Raw genomic sequence first — 18,914 nt, 5'->3', positions numbered from 1 at the left:
TCCAAGGAGTAAAAATGAACAGTAAAGAACGATTCACCGCCGCCATAAACCATGAAGAACCGGACCGTGTACCGCTGGACCTGGGGGGGTGGGTGACCACCATCAGTGTCAAAACCTACGACCGGCTGCTCAAAAAACTGGGCATCCAGCGGACAGCCGTCGCATTTGACTGGCTGCGGCAGAATGTGAAACCGGATGAAGACGTGCTGGAGCGGCTCGGAGTGGACACCCGGTATGTTCACCTTGGCGATTCCGAATTCTGGCGGTTTGAACCACAAAGGACGGAAAAAGGCCTGTATGTCACGGATGAATGGGGATGCGGGTTTCTCATGCCCGAGGATTCGCTTTATTACAATCTGGTTGACAGCCCCCTGAGAAATGCCACAGTGGATGATCTGGCATCTCATACCTGGCCGGACCCGGATGATCCCGGATATCTTAACGGGGTAGAAGAACAGGCCAGACAACTCGCTGAAGCAGGAGAATACGGTGTGGTGGGAAGTTTTGCCTGGGAGACCTGGTTTGAACGAGCCTGGAAACTGCGGGCCATGGACCGATTTTACATGGATATGGTGGCAAACAAAGAATTTGTTCACGCGCTGCTGGACAAGACCCTGTCTTTACACATGCGATTGTTGGATAATGTACTCAGGGTGTGCGGCCAATACCTGGATGTGATCATTCAGGGCGGTGATCTGGCCGGCCAGAAGACCACGCTGATGTCACCGGCCACATACCGGGAATTTATCAAGCCCCGCCAGGAAAAAACTCATCCGGTTCATCAAGCAGAGAACCGATGCAAAAGTTTTCTGGCATTCCTGCGGCGCAGTGTCCAGTCTTCTGGATGACTTCATCGATGTGGGGGTTGATATCCTCAATCCGGTCCAGGTCCGGGCCCATGGCATGGATGCGGCATCCCTTAAAAAACGGTATGGCAAACGGCTCGTGTTCTGGGGTGGGATTGATTCCCAGCAGGTGCTGCCGTCCGGCACGGTCAAAGATGTGGAAAACGAAGTGGCCCATCTGATTAAAAATGCTGGATCAGGCGGCGGACTGGTGATATGCTCGGTGCACAACATCCAGGCGGATGTTCCGGAAGACAATGTCCTGGCTTTGTATGACACTGCCAGAAAACTGGGCCGATACCCGCTGATATGACCACTGGAACACTCAGGCGGCAAACTCTATGGAGACAGTTCAGGTGATAGAGGGAAAACGAATCAAGCAATACAGGGAGAAAAAAGGCTGGTCTCTGAGAAAACTGGCGGGCAAGGCAGGAATTTCTCCCAGCATGCTCAGCCAAATTGAATCCGCCAAAGTGGATCCATCCCTGTCAACATTGAGAAAAATCGCCATTTGTTTAGAGGTACCTTTGTTTTTCCTGGTTCTTGATTATTCTGCCCCGGCCCATAAAAAAGTAAAAGTGAACGAGTCCCGGCTGGCGGTTTTTCCCAATGACGGCCTGATTTATCAGATCATTCATTCTGACCAGGAAAAAAAAATGGGCATCCATATCGGTGTTTTGGAAAAAGGGGGCGCCACCAGCGCTGACCTGCTGCCCCATGACGGTGAAGAATGCCTGATTGTCCTGGAAGGCAGCATGCAGGTGGTGTACGAAAATGAAACCATCGATCTGGCAGCCGGAGAAAGCCTTTATTTTGACAGTTCTGTGCCCCACAAACTGCAAAACATCCAGGATGAACCGTGCCGGTTCTATCTGATTATTTCACCCCCTAAATTCTGATCTCCAACGCTTGAAATTATTCAATTACCGGAAATTTCCGATGACGAAGCCAAAACGATAATATGTTGAAAATCCAATGAGAAAAATTTCAAAAGCCATATTTGACGCCGGGATTCGAGCGGTGATGCCCGAAGTCTGTGTGGCAAGGCATTTAAATCTTTCCGACGGCCGGCTGTGGATCGGGGGAATTGACCTGGACCTGGATCAGATCCGGCATATTTATGTGGCCGGGGCCGGCAAGGCATCGGGAGCCATGGCCCGTGAGGTGGAACAAATTCTGGGGTCGCGTATCCACGACGGGTTGGTGATCACCAAATACGGACACGGCCTGCCCCTGAAACACTGCCGGGTGCTGGAGGCCGGGCACCCGGTGCCGGATTCAGCCGGTGTGGCCGGCGCATCAGCCCTGCTGGACATGGTATCGGAAGCAGGAAAGGACGACCTGATTGTCTGCCTGATATCGGGCGGAGCATCGGCCTTGACCCCGGCACCGGCGGACGGCCTCTCTTTAGCGGACAAACAGGACACCACCCGGCAGCTTTTGGGGTGCGGGGCCACGATCCACGAAATCAACACCATCCGCAAGCATCTGTCAACAATCAAGGGCGGGCAGTTGTGCGCGGCTGCCAACGGGGCCCGGGTGGTGTCGCTGATCCTGTCCGATGTGATCGGCGATGACCTGGATATCATCGGTTCCGGCATGACCGCCCCAGACACCGGACACTTCAGGGAGTGCCGGGCCATTCTTGAGCGCCACGGGATCTGGGATTCCGTGCCTGAACCGGTCCGGAGCCATATCCGGTCCGGCATGGACGGCCTAATTCCTGACACGCCCAAACCCGGTGATCCTATCTTTTCCCGGGTTACGAACCAGGTGGTGGGCAGCCTGTCCGATGCCCTGAGTGCTGCGGCCATAGAAGCGGAAAATCAGGGGTTCACGCCGGTGGTGCTGTCATCCATGATCCAGGGGGAGGCAAAAGAAGCCGCCAAAGTGCTGTGCGCCGTTGCCCGGGAAGTCCGGCGGTTCGGCCGGCCGGTAAAACCCCCGGCCTGTCTGCTGTGTGGCGGTGAAACCACTGTCACCATCAAAGGGAATGGCTCAGGCGGCCGGAACATGGAACTGGCCCTGGCCGGTGCCTTGGCCCTGGCCGGGGAAGAAAAATTCTGCTGTTGTCCGCGGGCACAGACGGCACGGACGGCCCCACAGATGCCGCCGGGGCCTTTGCCGATGAAAACACGGTGTCCCGGGCAAAGGCCCTGGGGCTGTCCGCAGAAAAGCATCTGAATGAAAACAACGCCTACCCCTTTTTCAAGGCACTGGATGATCTGCTGATCACCGGCCCTACCCGCACCAATGTCATGGATATGCAGATCCTGCTGGTTTCCGGATAAACCGCTCAATTTTTTCAATTGACAGGCTTTGCATGCATTGATTACAATGAACGCATGATTATCTTTTATTCCAATAAAAAACCGGGAGCATTTTTAAAATGGCCAGTCTGACGTTAAGAAATATCGATGAATCCATTAAGGTAAAATTACGCATTGTGGCTGCCGCAAATAACCGATCAATGGAAGAAGAAGCCAGGCAGATTCTCAGGAAATATTTATTGGAAGAGCGATGCGCAAAAGGCATCGGCACACGTATCGCCAGGCGGTTTTCAGAATTGGGTGGTATTGAATTGCATCTGCCTCAAAGATCTTATCCGCGTGATACAACATTATCTGAATTGGAAACTCCCTTGTGATCCTTTTGGATACCAATATCGTATCTGAATTGATGCGGCCCCTGCCCAACTCTAAAGTGGTTTTCTGGCTTGATGATCAGCCCGAAACCGACATTTGGATCAGTTCTGTCACTTTAGGCGAAATATTATTGGGCCTTGCGCTTTTGCCGGATGGAAAAAAGAAACGGGCACTGGTGGGGGCGGCATCTCAGATGTTTGAAAATGATTTTGCCAGGCGCTGCCTTCCATTTGATTGCGAAGCCGCTGAGGTTTATGCACTGATTGTTTCACAAAGGACTCGAAAAGGGCGCCCGATAAGTGTAGAAGATGCACAAATTGCAGCCATCGCCCTGACTGCCGATCTGACCTTGGCCACACGGAATGTCAAAGATTTTATCGGAATTGAAAAACTGAAATTCATCAATCCATGGGAACTATAAAAAACGATCTCTGGCCGGCATCTATGTGACATATCAGGTCATCCGCCACATGAGCAGGGCCTCCCGCTGGGCCACAGGCCCCAGGCAGAACCGCCGGCAGTCCGGCTGATCCAGCCATGACAGTCTGATTTTCAGGTTGGGAGACCGACCGTCCCCTGATTCCAGGATGCTGACATGTCCTTTCATTCCTCTGATGGCGGTGCGGAAATAGGAGTCAAACCCGTGCACCCAGTCATCCGCAATCTTTGTGATCATGATATAATGCTCTTCCTTTTGGGTGAGCCGGATATTGCACAGCACCACCCCGCCCTGATCCAGACAGTTCTGAATCGGCCCGTCTGAGTCCAGGCGGACCCCCTCTTTTTCCAGAAACACGGTGCGCACGGCAAAATTTTTGAAGCGGTAGGATTCCAGCCAGTTGCCCACCAGCCGGACCGCGTATTTGCTGGTGCCCCCGATGCCGAACCGGGCATTGCGGCCCACGGTATCCAGGCAGTACAGATAGATGTGCCGGATCACCATGGGCGGCACCTGTTTTCGCTTGAACAGATAGCTCACCGCATTGATCAGGGCCGTGGGCACACAGTCATATTCAGACACCTGGTAATGAAGGGGGGTATGCATGGATTCTCCCGGCACTCGGTTTGCTGTAAAAAAAATTCTATATACCTTTGTCCGCCATTTTGCAAGAAATACAGATCATGACGGACCGGCGGTCAGCAAGGGAATGACAAAAAAAGCCGTGTATCCCAGATAAACGGCCAGCAGGCCGGCACCTTCCAGCCGGTTGATACGCCCCGGCCGGCCCCTGAACCCGTATCCGATAATGAAAAGGGACAGGGTCAGCCCTCCCATCACCGCCATATCCCGATACAGAACCGATGGATCCACCCCGAAAGGATGAATGACACCGGCAATCCCCACCACAGCCAGGGTATTAAACAGATTGGATCCCAGCACATTGCCCAGAGCGATATCATGTTCGTTCCGGCGGGCCGCAATAATGGAGGATGCCAGTTCCGGCAGGGATGTGCCCACCGCGACAATGGTCAGCCCGATGATCATATCGCTGACATGGAACATCCGGGCCAGTTCCACAGCCCCCCATACCAGTATCCGGGAACTTAAGATCAAGAGAACCAGGCCCAGAATCAGCCGAAAAACCGCCCGCCGGATGGACAGGCCCGAATCCATGGCCCGGACTTCCATCTGCTCGGCCAAAGGATCGGTCTTCCGGCGGATTCCCTGCACAATGGTCCAGCCCATCAAAACAGCGAACACCCCCAGCAGTATCATTGCATCTGACAGGGAAATCATCAGGTCCGCCACCAGCCATACCGATCCTGCGGTAATCAGTGTCAAAATCGGGAGTTCTTTTTTCAATACCGCGGAATGGACCATGACCGGACTGATCAATGCCGTGATGCCCAGAATCAAAGCGATATTGGCGATATTGGATCCATAGGCGTTTCCCAGGGCAATTCCGGGACTGCCCTGCACGGCGGCCAGCGCCGATACCACCATTTCCGGCGCTGAAGTGCCGAATCCCACGACCACCATGCCGATGAGCAGCGGGGGCATGCCGAAATAAGTGGCCGTGGCCGCCGCACCCGACACAAACCGGTCCGCACTCCACACCAGAAGAATCAATCCTGCAATCACCGCAACAACCGCCATCCCCATCTGTCGGCTCCTTTTATTTCACTGTTTTACGGCAACCTGTCATACAACCGGGATAAAATCAAGTTTTCAAAAATATTTGATACGGCCTGTCTTGCATTTAGCGTTCAATAACGGTATCTGATGAATAAAACAGGTTTTCGGACTGACCCAATGATATCACAGGATCTGATCATGGAAAACAACCGCCTTGTTATCCGGGCCGACCAGCTGTATGACGGCCGGTCTGTGCACACAGACATGACCGTGGTGGTGGAAGGCCGCCATATCGTGGATGTGACGGACAGACCCTGTCCCGGCGACATCCGGGGCATCGTCACCCCGGCGTTCATCGACCCCCATTCCCACATCGGCATGGAGCGCCAGGGGGAACCGGTCTTAGAAACCGAAACAGACGAGCATAGCACGCCTTTTGCGCCGCTGCACAATCCCCTGGACAGCATCTATTTCGATGACCGGGCCTTTGCCGATGCCGTGGACTTCGGGGTGCTGTATTCCTGTGTGGTGCCGGGGTCCGGCAACATTATCGGCGGCAAAGCCGTGATCATCAAAAATTTTGCCGAAAACCGATCTGATGCGGTTGTCAGCGACTATGGATTCAAGGCGGCATTCGGGTCCAATCCCCGGATGTCCACGCACTGGAAAGGCCCCCGGCCCAGTACCCGCATGGGAGCCGCCGCCATGCTCAAAAAATATCTGTCTGATATCTTTCGAAAACAAGAGCAGGCCTGCATCAAAAAGGAAAAAGCCCTGTATGAACTGACCCGGCCGGACAGCCCGAAAAAAGGCGCGGTCTGGGCCCAGCGGGAATATGATCTGGCCCTGTCTGAATCCGAGTGGGAGATCTTCCGGCTGTTCAATGGAGACAAAATTCTGAAAGTGCACCTGCACAAGGCGGATGACGCCCTGTTTCTCATGGATCTGAAAAAAAAGTTCAATATCAGAGTCACGGCGGAACATGCCCTGGACATTTGTGACTCAAGGATTTTCAATGCGTTGGCCGACCACGGCATCCCCGTGGTGTACGGACCTTTGGGGGCTTCAGACGGCAAGGTGGAGCTGAAAAACGCATCCTGGCGGCACACGGCCCGGCTCATGGCATCCCGGGCCAAATTCGGTCTGATGAGCGACCATCCCATCATCCTGGCTCATCATCTGAGAGACAGCCTCAAATATTTTCTGATCCAGGGCATGGCCCCGGCGGATGCCATCGGTCTGATCACGTTAAAAAACGCGGAAATCCTTGGCATCGACCATTGCCTGGGCACGGTGGCCCCGGGCCGTCTGGCCAGCCTGATTGTCTGGGACAAAGACCCGTTCCATTTAGGCGCATATCCGCGGGTAATTCTGGCTGAAGGCCGGATCATCCGGGACCGGCGATGATACCTTTTATCTGATCGGAACTGAAAACCATGCACCGATGTTCAAAAAATTCTAACGGCCCCTGACACATGAAATATCAAAGGCCGTTTGCTGAAGACAGACGGCCTTTGATATTTTCAGTTATCTCATTCCGGATCTAAACCACGGTTTCGGCAAAGGTCACTTTATCGGTAATCCGGTCTTCCGGGGCCAGGCGGGTGAGCTTGACCATCTCAAATCCCGTGACTTTGATGAACACCTTGCCCGACATATCCGTCAGAAAAAGGTCATAGGTGTTGGTTTCTTCACCGGATGCCTTTTTCCGGGTAATGCACAGGTAGTCCGTGTGTTTTTCCACGGGAGCAAAAAAGGTCATGGCCGCAATGCGGAAGGGCAAAACCGTTCTGGAGGTGGTTAAAAATTCCAGCAGTCCGCCGGTCTGGAACATGGCATCCACCAGCACCGGGGCGGCCTGGAAATTCGGATCAGCCACCCCTTTGAAAAACGGGGCCTCCGACCGGTCCGCCACCGTGGTGATCAGGGTTTTTCCATCAAAGGAATTGATATTCGTGATGGTGCCGAACAGCCCGAACATGAACAACCGGCTGGGATGATACACCAGATCGGCCAGGTCCCCTTCCCAGGACACGGGAGAAAATTCCGGCAGATCCATGGTTTCAGGTGCCGGCCGTTGTTTTGCCAGGAAAAAATTCCCCTGGTAATGCTGTTTGGGGTCCCCCATCACTTTGCCGTTGGGGGTTTTGAACACTGACGTGATGCCACAGGCAAACTCACCGGGTGCCTGCAGGGTTCCGGAGATGATGATCTCTTTGGGCCGCCCCTTGAGCAGCTTGATGCCATAGGGAATGGAAAAATCAGACATTTTCGTGACCACAGACCCGTCCCCGGCCAAGGCAGCGGCTGCCTCGGCCATGGTTTCAATGCCCGTGGATCCTAAAAACAGCGGCACATCCCCCATGGTATGGTCATGCAGAAACACGTCATGTTCCAGGTCCAGGACCCGGGTCCAGACCGCAGTATCATCCGCCTTGTGGGTCAAATCGCCTAAAAACGGAAACGCCTGATCTGACGGCGTTCCCAAAAGACCGTCAATGTCAAAGTCATAATCCAGACCGGAAAACACCATCTCCGATTCCGTGGCATCCAGCAGGTCAGCCATGAAGAACTTCACGCCCTGTTCCATGGGCAGAAACTGGATGCCCCGGTCTTCCAGCACCTTTTTCACCGTGGGGTTGGTGGCCATACCCACCCCGCCCCAGGCGGTCCAGGCATACACTTTGTAAGTGCGGTCCGGATTCATCTGTTTTTCTCTGAACAAGGCTTTGCCCAGAAAATCATTGGCAGCCGTGTAGTCCACCTGGCCCTGGTTGCCGAACCGGGCCGTGACCGATGAAAAAGTGAACATGTACCGGTATTCCCGGTCTCTGGCAGCTGCCAGCAGGTTCCGCATGCCTTTGACCTTGACATCCACCACCAGTTCAAACGCCTTTCGCTCCTTTTTGGGGATGAACTGACTCATCTCCATGCCTGCAGCATGGAAGATCCCGTCAATGCGGTCACATTGATCCACCGCCGCCTTTACGGCCTCATAATCGGTGACATCCGTGCAGTGATAGGTCACGGAAATCCCTTGAGATTTCAAATACTCGATGTTGGCAATGGATTGTCTGACCCGCACAAGCCGGTCCAGGGCCTTCTTCACAGCCACGGGTTTCTCCCCGGGCATCTGGCTGCGTAAAAGCCCCATCAGATCCGCTTGCGTGGCATCGGGCTTCAGCAGCTCCGGGTCTGTGGCATAGATATCGTTGATATCCAGGATTACCAGGTTGACCTGATAATCCGCCACCACCTGTTTAAGGATCTCATAGGTGATGCCCCCGGCCCCGCCCGTCACCAGCAATGTGTCGCCGTCCGACACAATAGGCTGATCCTTTCGGGCGGTTTCCGGGTGCATGGACAGCACATACCGTTTCTTGTTCTTGTATCCCACCTCGCACCGGGGATCGTCGGACAGCAGTTCCGCCAGAAACAGGTCCGCAATCCGGGCCAGGCTCTTTTTGGGCTGCTTGTAGGAAAAATCCACCACCTTGACCCGGGTGTTTTCCAGCTCCTTGTTGGCGGTCTTGAGCAGACCGCTCAACCCGGCAAACAGCGGATGAATATCCCCGCCGTCTTCCATATAAGGAAAGACCACGGAATCAAAGGTGAGGGTGCCGATAAACGTGTCCGGACGGTCCAGCTGGTCATACAGGGTTTTAAGCAGCACAAACATGGATTTCATTGTAGCGTTCAGATCTTTGTCTGAAGCGAATTCCCGGTTTTTCCGGTCAAACCAGGCATCCAGGGAAGCCAGGTGAAGATAGCCTGTGATGTCGGGATCCGTCTGTGCAAAGGCGTTTATGGCGCCCTGGAATCCGTCAAGATCGGACAGATCCGCTGTGACATCCGCATTTTCAGTGCCCAGGGTGATGACTTCACCGCCCATGGATTGAATCCGCTCAATAACGGCCTGGGCAACCCCGTGGGAATCCAGGGACACCAGGAGCCGTTGCCCGGCAAAATCCGGACGCCCGGGTTTCGGCATGTCAGCCTCATCCACCCGCACCACCAGACGTTTGATAGGAGAGGCCGGGTCCGGGAACCGGTCGTCTGGGGCATCTGAAACCGATGCATTTGCCCCATGCAGGGTCGGGCTGTCAGGCCCATGCGCGGCAGGACCGTCTATGTTACCGGTTGGCACCTGATCCGCCGATCCCGTGGCCGGGACGGGGTCTTCCGCCGGGGCCGATGCTGTCGGGATCTTTGTCTGAATATAGGCGGCCAGCTTTTCAATGGTGTTCAGATCTCTGAGCCGCAGGTCGTCCGGCACGGCAAACCCGAACCGGGACGCCACCTTGCCGAAGATCTCCACCTGTTTGACCGTATCAATCCCCAGATCCGCTTCCAGGTCCAGATCATCCGCCAGCATGTCCGGGGTGTACCCGGTCTGGACCGCAATCACCTCCTTGACCACGGTGATCGTATCATTGCCGCCGGTCCGGGTCACCACCCGTTCGCCGGAATCCATGGTATGGGCCGCGGTCGGCATCGGGGTGTCTGTGTCATGGGATGTCGGGGCCGTTCCGCCGGCTTGAGCCTGAGCCTGGGTCCGGGATGATCCATCTGAACCCGATGCTGCTGCAGTTCCGGCCGTACGATCGGCCACATACGCGGTCAGTCTGGCAATGGTGTTCAGATCTCTGAGCCGCAGATCATCGGGTACGGCAAATCCGAAATGGGATGCCACCTTACCGAAGATCTCCACCTGCTTCACCGTATCGATACCCAGATCCGCTTCCAGATCCAGGTCATCTTCCAGCATATCCGGGGTGTAACCGGTCTGGGCCGCGATCACCTCCTTGACTTTGGCGGAAACCTGATCCGGCGGCACCGTGCCGGTTACCACGCGTTCCCCCGAATCCATGGTATGGGCGGGCGCCGGGGAAGCGACGGCTGTATCCTGTCCCGGTGATTTGCCCGGGGCAGCAGAATCCGGAGAAAGGCCGGATGCTGCCGCACCAGAAGCACCGGCACCGGACCGGGCCGCCACATAGTCCGCCAGTTTTGCAATGGTGTTCAGATCCCGCAACCGCAAATCATCGGGCACGGCAAATCCGAAATCCGTGGCAATCTTGCCGAAGATCTCCACCTGTTTGACTGTATCGATGCCCAGATCCGCTTCCAGATCCAGGTCATCTTCCAGCATGTCCGGGGTGTAACCGGTCTGGGCGGCTATGATCTGCTGGATCTTTTCTGTTGCCTGGCCTTTGTCCGGCCCGGAAGCCGCGTTTACAGCCGGTCTATCCGATGTGGCTGCTGCACCTGAAGCGCCGGCTGCAGGAACCCGGGAAACGGCTTTCGGGGCTGCGGCCCGCGCGGCCGGCTGTTTTGTCGTCACTTTCTGAGGCCGGGTCTCCGGTGCCACTGCCGGGGCCGCCGGATCACCGGCCACCACGCACAAGGTATTATCAATGAGTTTCAATTCCGGTTTCTGGACCCCGGAAATGCTGCGCAGCCACCGGTGATAGGCCAGGTTGCCTTCCACCTTGTTTTCCTGGATGCGTTTGACAAACATGAACGCAAAATGGGATCCGAATCCCGCAGACAGATGCAGGCCGTATTCACTGTTGATCTGTGCCTGGCCGGAAAAATTGAGTTTTTTGAAGTGGGCCGGTATTTTGCTCAAATTGGCAATGGGCGGGGCCTTGCGCTGCTGCAACGCCTTGACCAGGACCACGTCCTCAATGGCGGCGCCCAGGGTATGCCCGGTAAATCCCTTGGTGTTGGAGATGCAGATCTCACTGAGATGACTGGAAAAGGCGGATTCCAGGGCTGTGACCTCGGCATCGGCACTGCCGCCTCTTGCCGGGGTATAGGTTTCATGGGACATGAACAACAGTTTGCCGGCATAGTCCTTTTTTCTCAGTCCGGTGCGTTTTTCCACCTTGTTGATAAATTTGGTCATCTCTTTTGACATGTGGGGCACATCGATATTGTACGTATGGTACGCGGAGTTGGCGATGTGCGTGCCCAGGATCTCGCACTGGCCGTTCATGCCCCGTTTTGACACTTCTGTTTCATCTTCGATCACCAGGCCCACGGCCCCGGCCCCCAGGATGGTGCCGTTGCGGTCCTCATCAAAGGGTTTGGCTGCTTCAGACACCCGTTTTTTAATGGTGGCGGCGCCTAAAGCCAGAAATCCCGATCCTACCCACTGGTTCTGCAGCGCAGACGTGGCGTTTTCACCGCCCACCACCAGCACCCGCTTGCACCGGCCCGTGCGGATCCAGTCCTCGGCAATACCGATGGCCAGGGTGGTGGAAGCACACGCGGACGACACTAGGGTGTTGGGGCCTTTGGCCTTGATGATCTTGGCCAGGTGGGCCGATCCCAGGGGGCAGGCATTGGCCAGAAAATTTCTGTCAAAGGTATAGGCGGAAAAATCTTTGCGTTTTCTGGCCTTGGACTTGAAGAACCATTCCGTGAGCGATTCTTTGATGTCGATCTCCTTGATGCGCTCCATCAGAAAATAGTAGATCTTTTCAAATTCTTCATGGGGCCGGAGAAAAAACCGCTCATAAAAGTATTTTTCCAGTTCCGCCATCAGGGTTTCGCCGCTGGGCCACAACGAAGTGATGATCACCCCGGTATCTTCCTGCATCTCTAACGGCAGGGCAAATCCTTCCGGCACCATGCTTCGGCCGCCCTTCATTTTCTTGTACTGCATCACCAGAGGAATATGCGCGTCTTTGAGGGCTTCGATGCCTGCGGCAATGCCCAGAGACATGGCCACATCATACTGTTCCTTGATGCCGTATTCATCGGTCAGATCAAAATATCCCAGCTGGCCGGCCAGATGGATCACATCCTCGGTGCGGGTGATCTGAACGAACCGGGCATTGCCGTCCGGCTGTTTGTACAGTTTGGTGATGTTCTTGTCCGTGATTCGCTCCTGGGCTTCCAGGGACAAAGGTTCAATAAAATTTTCCCCGTTGAGGATGGCATTGAAATTGTCCGTGGCAAACACCCGCCGGCCCTTGCCGGGCAGGCCCACGGACACGCCTGAGATCAGGATCCGGCCGGTGTTGAAATCAAACCGGTCCATGGCATGAATGGCCGCCTCGCGTTTCTGGCGTTCAAACTCCTGATACAGGATCTGGTCCAGCTGTTCCTTGTTTTCTTCCTTGAATTGTTCAAAATCATGGGACAGGTTCATCCGGGGCAGGGCCTCCTCCAAAACAGGTTCATTTGTCTGTTCATCCGGTTTTGCCGGCAGCGAGGGCAGGCCTTCAGGCGGATGTTCAAACAGGCTGTTGCAGTCAATCAGGTATTTCCGGCAGGCTTCAAACGCTTCCACTTCCCCCTGCCGGGTATCCACGGACACGGCCGTGCCGTAGTCTCCGATGTTGATGTGTTTGAGCAGGTTTACCAGGAGCCGGGAAGGCCCGATCTCGATAAAATGGGTCCGGCCGGACACATACACGTTTTCCACGGACCGGATGAACTCCACCGGGGACACGATCTGCCGGGCCAGAAGATCCTTGACCTCTTTTTCACTTTCCGGATAGGGTTGGGCCAGGGTGTTGGAGATGATCCGGTTGAACCGGGTCTTGTTAAAGGTCAGGGTATCCAGGAACGTTCTCAGTTCATCGGCAGCCGGCTGAAGCAGCGGGGTGTGAAACGCCCCTGTGAGATTGAGCTTCTTGTACGACACTTCCTGCTGGGACAAAAAGGTACAGAAATTGTCGATGGCTTCGGCTTTGCCGGACACGGCCGTCTGTTTTTCACTGTTTTTGTTGGTGATATAAATATCGGAGATAAAAGATTGGCGCAGCAATGCTTGTGTGTCTTTTTCATTTTTAAACACCACCATGATTTTTCCCGGCTGCTTCAGGGTGCTCTCGTACATGAGATCCGAGCGCTTGATGATCAGGCGCAAGGCATCTTCAAACCCCAGCATGCCCGAACAGAACAATGCCGTGTATTCCCCCACGGAATGGCCGATGAAATAGTCCGGGGTAAACCCTTCTTTCGCCAGGCGGGAACAGATGGCGGCTGAAGACAGAAACACGGCCGGCTGGGTGTTCTGGGTGGAATTCAGGGCCGGGTCGTCCCCGAACATCATGTCCAGGATGGAATATCCCCGCACGTCAAAAAAGACGGCATCCCCTTTGTCCAGCACTTTTCGAACATGGGCGTCCGCTTCATACAGCTGTTTCATCATGCCCGGCCGCTGGGCTCCCTGGCCGGACAGCAGCGCCACCATGCGCAGTTTTTTGCCGCCGGGGCCCGCAGAATAGGCTGTGTCCGTCACCACCAGGTCATCGCCGGACACATGGCGGTATTCCGCTTCGATCACGGGCTGGTCCGGGGCCGCGTCTTTCAGATCCAGAACCCGGGGCAGGGTGCCCATGATCAGATGGGCGTGATTGCCGCCGATGCCGTTGACATTGGCGGCAAACCGCAGGGGCTGTCCCGGTTTTCTGTCAACCGGCTTTGTGGCGGGGGTCAATACCTTGCTGTGGTTCAGCGTGGAATGATCCGCATCATAATTGAAATCCGGCAGAATCTGGCCTTTCTGGTTCATGAGCATGAGCTTGGCCATGGCCACGGCCGGATTGGCCGCCTTGAAATACCCGAACTGGGGTTTGATATTGCCGCAGTGCATTTTATGGGAAAAGCTGGCCTGGATCACCTGCTGCTCGACCATGTCCCCGAACACATTGGAAAACGCGAACAGATCCAGGTGGTTGATGTCTGACTTGCGGATGCCGGACCGCTGGTAGGCCTCGTTGATCACGGATTTAAAGGTCTGCTCCGACGGGGCCAGCAGATGATCGGGCACGGACGAGCGCACGGTGCAGTCATGAATCTCGCCTAAAATCGTCATGCCCGCTTCCCGGGCTTTTTTCAGGGTGGTCAGCACATGGATGGCGGCCCCTTCTCCCATCACATACCCCTGGGCCCGGCTGTCAAAAAAGTATCCGTTTGTTCCGGACAAAAGCCCTAAGCGTTTGAACGCCATGAGCACGGCCGGGTAAAGGTTGCAGTCCACCCCGCCGGCCAGGACAAAATCCAGATCCCTGTGCTTGAGCATCCGGGCCGCGTTCCGGATGGCAATGGTGGCTGAGGCGCAGGAGGCGTCGACCACGTAGTTGGCCCCGTTGAGCCCGAAATGGTTGGCAATACGTCCGGAAATAATGTTGGACAGCAGGCCCGGCGTGGTGTCTTCATTGTTTTCCGGAATGGTGTTCCGGATCACGGCCAGCAGATCGTCGGCCACGGCCTTTGCCCGGGATTTGTCCACGCCTTCGGCGTTTGTCACGGCATTGGCAATGACCTGTTTTCTCACCCGGATGATGTTCTTGCTCTGGCGCTCCCCGGCAATGGTGCCTAAGATGACCCCGGTTCTGGCCGGCCCGCCGTCCACGGACGACAGACCGGACGATGCCAGGGCCTGATCTGCGGCTTCCAGTCCGAAAATCTGGGCCCGCTCAATGGATTTTACCATGGTGGGGGGCATCCGGTACTTGAGATTGTTGAATTTAAAATCTTTGACCACCCCGGCCTTGACTTCAGGCAGGTGATAAATGGAATTTTCAGGAAACGCGGCATAGGCTTTTGTGTCAAAATGATCCTCCCCCAGCGGGGTGACCTGTTTTTCGCCGCTGCTCAGTTTTTCCCAGAACATCTGTGTGTTTGTCGCACCGGGCAGAAACACGCCCAGTCCGGCCACCACGATGCGGTCATCATTGAAATCATGGGCCGGGTTTGAAAACATATCCCGGGAAAGGGGCAGATATGAGTCAACCATCTCCTGCACCACCACATGGTAGTTGATGCCGCCGAACCCATAGGAAGATACGGCTGCTCTCCGGGGCGCGTTTTCCGGGCGCTGCCATTCTTCCGGATCTTTGACGATAAAAAGCGAAGAATTTGACAGATCATGGTTTTTAGACAGGGTTTCAAACTGCCCGTTGGGGGGCAGCATGCCCTTGTTCACCGCCAAAAGCGCCTTGATCAGCCCGGCGGATCCCGCCGCCCCCAGCAGATGCCCGATCTGGGACTTGATGGAGGAAATGCCTGCGTAACTGTCTTTGTACCAGGAATTCAGGGTTTCCAGCTCCGCGGCATCCCCGATGGTGGTGGAGGTGCCGTGGGCTTCGATGAATCCGATCTGTTCCGGGGTGATCTCCGGCCGGGTGTGTTCAAAGCAGCGCTGAACGCTCAATACCTGGCCCCGGGGGTTGGGGGCGGCAATGGACTTGCCCCGGCCGTCGGAAGAGGCCCCGATCCCGTTGACCACTCCTATGATCCGGTCGTTGTCCCGGATGGCGTCTTTCATGCGCTTGAGCACAAACACCACAGACCCTTCTCCCAGCACAAACCCGTCGGCCCGCTGATCAAAAGGATAGGATCCCCTGGCTGACAAGGTCCCCATTTTGGCGAACCCGATAAAGGATTCCGGGGCCAGATGGGTGTTGACCCCGCCCACGATCACCTGGTCATGCTCACCGGAGAGCAGCTCGCCGATGCCCGCTTCCAGGGCCGTGATGGACGAGGCGCAGGCCGCATCCACAATATAGTTGGCCCCCCGGACCCCTAAGTGCCGGGCGATGCGGGACGCCTCGATGTTTAAAAGAATCCCGTGCACCGGGTCATACCCTTTATGTTCCCCTTCCAGTTGTGATTGAAGGTTTTCTCGAATACTGTTTTTTTCATCTTCGGACAGCGCGGACCAGGCCTCGGTTTTTTCCATCATGGACAGAATCTGGGGAAACCAGTATTTGAGCTGCAATGTGTTGCCCAGCTCATTGGACAGGCAGGTGGCGATGATCACGGCGGTTCTCTGGGGATCTTCACAGATCAACTGATCCTTGTCATCCACAAGGCCGGCATTTTCCACGGCTTTGTAAGCGGTCTGCAGCACCATCTGCTGGCTCCGGGACAACCGTTTGGCCTTGTCCGGGGCATACCCGAACCGTTCATGATCAAATTGAAAATCATCCACCACTCCGGCCAGAATGGTGTAGGTTCTGTCTTCGGCAGTTCGGTCCGGACTGTAATACAGATCTTTATCAAACCGGTGATCCGGCATGGGTTTGATGGCGTATTTTTTTCCCAGGATATTGTCCCACAGGGCATCCGGGGTGTCGGCACCCGGCAGGGTACATCCCATGCCCACCACGGCAATCTCGTCGTTGATCCGGTTTTTCGGGCTGAAAAGGACCTCCAGCTGGTTCAGGTGATGAAACAATCGGGATTTGGCCGTAAAATAGGTATCATGGATCTGTTGAATGGTGACATCTTTTTTAAAGAACGCCAGGCTGTCTCCCACCAGAAAATTGCCTTTTTCCCGGTGTTCCTCATCCTTGAACCAGGTGTAGTACTGCTCTCCGGGCCGTTTAAAATCCGGCATAAACCCTTTGGCGCCGATCAGCAAAGACCCGATGTTTTTCTTTTCAAAGGCCCGCTTGCGTTCATCCAGGCCGACCTTGTCCAGGATCATGGTGTCTTCCAGTTCTTTCATTCTTTTTGCAAACGGCGTAGGCGCCGTGCGGGAAGCCAGGCCCAGACTTTTGCCGATCACCACGGTCTCATCTTTTTCAATGATGATATCCTGGTATTGTTTGGTGACACTCCGGGTTTTTACGATCTCCTGGGAAAACAGATAGGCCGTGCCCACCTGCAAGCCGATGGCAGCGCCTTTTTGGGCCAGAAACGAGGTCATGCCGGAGATGAAAAACGAGGCAAAACAGGTGGAGATGCCGCCGGCAAACACCAGCGAGATTTTTGACAAATCCTGATTCCGGCTCACCAGGGTTTCAATAGCCCCTTCCCACAGCACCAGAGAAGACAGAAACCCCACATGCCCCCCGGCTTCCCCGCCTTCGAAAATGAACCGGACGCATCCGCTTTTCAATGCATTTTCCATCATGGGCACGGACGGGGTGTGCAGATAGGTTTGGGTGCCGGCCGCCTCCAGGTCCCGCACCTGGGAGGGAATGCCCCCGGCAAACAGGGCAAAGGGAATCTTGTATTTTTTGACCATGTCCAGATGCTTGTGCACATTGGGATTGAACGCTTCAATCCCCACCAGGCCGGCCCCGCAGTTAGACACTTTTTTCTTTCCTTTAGACAGCATCTCATCGGCCAGAGACGCGGGCAAAGATCCCACGGCAAAAAACGGCAGGGCCCCGGCATCCAGCACCTGTGCCGCAAATTCCGGGTTGTCGGATATATTGGCCATGGGCCCCTGGATCAACGGCAGGCGCGTGTTCTGGTTCCGGGCGAACGGTGAGTTTTCTTTCACGGGATCAAACGCATCCACACAGTCGAGCACCTGGCCCAGCGTGACAAAAAAATCATGGATCATCTCAGACAGTTTATGGGATTTTTTTGCCATATGCCGGGCAAACAGCCCGTCTTGGCCCATGAAGAACAGCGACTGGACAAACGGGGCTTGGGTGTCGTTCAATGCGATGACCTGAGAGGCTATTTTTGCATACAGCTGCTGTTCTCCATCTGCCTGTTCTCCCAGCACCACGGCTTCCTGTTTCAGGTCCCTGACCACTTTAGTGCCCAGTTTGGCAAATACCCGGAACACCTGTTTGTCCTGGATGCTGATCTCCGTGGAATCGCCCTCCTCCACCATGGCCAGCAGATTTTTAAAGGCCGGGGACACCGGCGCTTCGTCTGCCAGCAGCACCTGGGTATCCATGACAAAACCGGACACCCCGGCGGCCAGCATGCCCGCACCTGTGTACTGTCCCACCCCGCCGTGAACAAACACGGGCCGGTTCTGGTGTTTCAGGTACCACTGCATGAGAATGAAAGAAGAGTATTTGGATACCTGTCCGGCGGCTTCGTTGCCCTTGAGGATCAGGCCATGGGGATCGGCTTGGTCAATCCGGGCGGTCAGGCCGATATCCTTGATCTCCAGCAACACCCGGGTGTCGCCTAAATTCGGCTTTTCAAGGGTGTCACCTGTTTTAGATACGGGCATCACCACCAGGTCCAGGTTGGATACCGGCTGGTTTTCCAACGCTTCCAGCACCGGCAAATCCAATGATGCCAGCCGGATACCGAAAACAATATTTTCTTTGGACAACTGAAGGATCTTTTGCAGGATCTCTTTGCTGTCCAGAAATTCAGTGTCAAACACGGGCAAAGCCCCCGCCGCATAAACAGCGTGAAAATAAGCAAGGTCAAACACCTTGACCGGGGTATAGATCATCAGCGGCAGCCGGGAGTGCAAAATGCGTGTTATCATGGGAACTCTCCATTGGAAATTTTAGCGTTTGGCCCCTGTCTTCTAGCAACAGGAGCAAAAAACGGGATTGGGTTCAAATAATTTCATAAGTATCCCCCACCTATTATCAAAATCCATGCCACCCGGGT

The 18,914-nt window shown here is 55.2% G+C and carries 9 protein-coding genes and 1 pseudogene; 7 read left to right on the top strand and 3 right to left on the bottom strand.

Features of this window, described 5'->3' with window-relative positions; all coding sequences use genetic code 11:
• Window positions 1-14: 14 nt before the first annotated feature.
• The 6 genes and pseudogenes from DPO_RS17330 (at window position 15) to DPO_RS17305 (ending at window position 3,911) form a co-directional block, all read left to right on the top strand.
• Window positions 15-848 (top strand): uroporphyrinogen decarboxylase/cobalamine-independent methonine synthase family protein, encoded by an 834-nt coding sequence (locus DPO_RS17330; protein WP_006967541.1) that lies wholly within the window; start codon window positions 15-17, stop codon window positions 846-848.
• Window positions 772-1,158 carry a uroporphyrinogen decarboxylase family protein gene (locus DPO_RS17325; protein ID WP_083912068.1) on the top strand — a complete coding sequence of 129 codons (387 nt, stop codon included), beginning with the start codon at window positions 772-774 and terminating at the stop codon, window positions 1,156-1,158. Before DPO_RS17330 ends, DPO_RS17325 begins: the two co-directional genes overlap by 77 nt.
• Before the next feature lie 28 nt (window positions 1,159-1,186).
• The gene (locus DPO_RS17320) at window positions 1,187-1,744 is read left to right on the top strand and encodes a cupin domain-containing protein (RefSeq protein WP_006965538.1); all 558 of its coding nucleotides are present in this window, start codon (window positions 1,187-1,189) and stop codon (window positions 1,742-1,744) included.
• 76 nt (window positions 1,745-1,820) lie between these two features.
• Window positions 1,821-3,136: pseudogene (locus tag DPO_RS17315) on the top strand (glycerate kinase type-2 family protein).
• A 98-nt stretch (window positions 3,137-3,234) separates the two neighbouring features.
• The gene (locus tag DPO_RS17310; protein ID WP_006965534.1) at window positions 3,235-3,492 is read left to right on the top strand and encodes a FitA-like ribbon-helix-helix domain-containing protein; all 258 of its coding nucleotides are present in this window, start codon (window positions 3,235-3,237) and stop codon (window positions 3,490-3,492) included.
• The gene (locus DPO_RS17305) at window positions 3,489-3,911 is read left to right on the top strand and encodes a type II toxin-antitoxin system VapC family toxin (protein WP_006965532.1); all 423 of its coding nucleotides are present in this window, start codon (window positions 3,489-3,491) and stop codon (window positions 3,909-3,911) included. Before DPO_RS17310 ends, DPO_RS17305 begins: the two co-directional genes overlap by 4 nt.
• Window positions 3,912-3,944: 33 nt before the next feature.
• On the opposite strand, the gene DPO_RS17300 is transcribed toward DPO_RS17305, so the two are convergent.
• Both DPO_RS17300 and DPO_RS17295 read right to left on the bottom strand, forming a co-directional pair.
• A complete protein-coding gene (locus DPO_RS17300) occupies window positions 3,945-4,535 on the bottom strand; it encodes a hypothetical protein (RefSeq protein ID WP_006965530.1) in 591 nt (196 codons plus the stop codon).
• A gap of 75 nt (window positions 4,536-4,610) precedes the next feature.
• Window positions 4,611-5,594 (bottom strand): calcium/sodium antiporter, encoded by a 984-nt coding sequence (locus tag DPO_RS17295; RefSeq protein ID WP_006965528.1) that lies wholly within the window; start codon window positions 5,592-5,594, stop codon window positions 4,611-4,613.
• 171 nt (window positions 5,595-5,765) lie between these two features.
• Between DPO_RS17295 and DPO_RS17290 the strand changes: the two genes are divergently transcribed.
• A complete protein-coding gene (locus DPO_RS17290; RefSeq protein ID WP_006965526.1) occupies window positions 5,766-6,974 on the top strand; it encodes an amidohydrolase family protein in 1,209 nt (402 codons plus the stop codon).
• A 136-nt stretch (window positions 6,975-7,110) separates the two neighbouring features.
• On the opposite strand, the gene DPO_RS17285 is transcribed toward DPO_RS17290, so the two are convergent.
• Window positions 7,111-18,786, bottom strand: a complete 11,676-nt coding sequence (locus DPO_RS17285; protein ID WP_006965524.1) for a type I polyketide synthase — start codon at window positions 18,784-18,786, stop codon at window positions 7,111-7,113.
• Between the last annotated feature and the right edge of the window lie 128 nt (window positions 18,787-18,914).

The organism is Desulfotignum phosphitoxidans DSM 13687 (genome assembly GCF_000350545.1).
Classification (GTDB): domain Bacteria; phylum Desulfobacterota; class Desulfobacteria; order Desulfobacterales; family Desulfobacteraceae; genus Desulfotignum; species Desulfotignum phosphitoxidans.
Note: the sequence above shows the minus strand (reverse complement) of the source record. Positions and strands in the feature narration are given on the sequence as shown.

Coding starts and splice junctions, on each gene's coding strand:
- DPO_RS17310 (WP_006965534.1), top strand. CDS start 3,235: ATGGCCAGTCTGACGTTAAGAAATATCGATGAATCCATTAAGGTAAAA.
- DPO_RS17295 (WP_006965528.1), bottom strand. CDS start 5,594: ATGGGGATGGCGGTTGTTGCGGTGATTGCAGGATTGATTCTTCTGGTG.
- DPO_RS17330 (WP_006967541.1), top strand. CDS start 15: ATGAACAGTAAAGAACGATTCACCGCCGCCATAAACCATGAAGAACCG.
- DPO_RS17320 (WP_006965538.1), top strand. CDS start 1,187: ATGGAGACAGTTCAGGTGATAGAGGGAAAACGAATCAAGCAATACAGG.
- DPO_RS17285 (WP_006965524.1), bottom strand. CDS start 18,786: ATGATAACACGCATTTTGCACTCCCGGCTGCCGCTGATGATCTATACC.
- DPO_RS17290 (WP_006965526.1), top strand. CDS start 5,766: ATGGAAAACAACCGCCTTGTTATCCGGGCCGACCAGCTGTATGACGGC.
- DPO_RS17300 (WP_006965530.1), bottom strand. CDS start 4,535: ATGCATACCCCCCTTCATTACCAGGTGTCTGAATATGACTGTGTGCCC.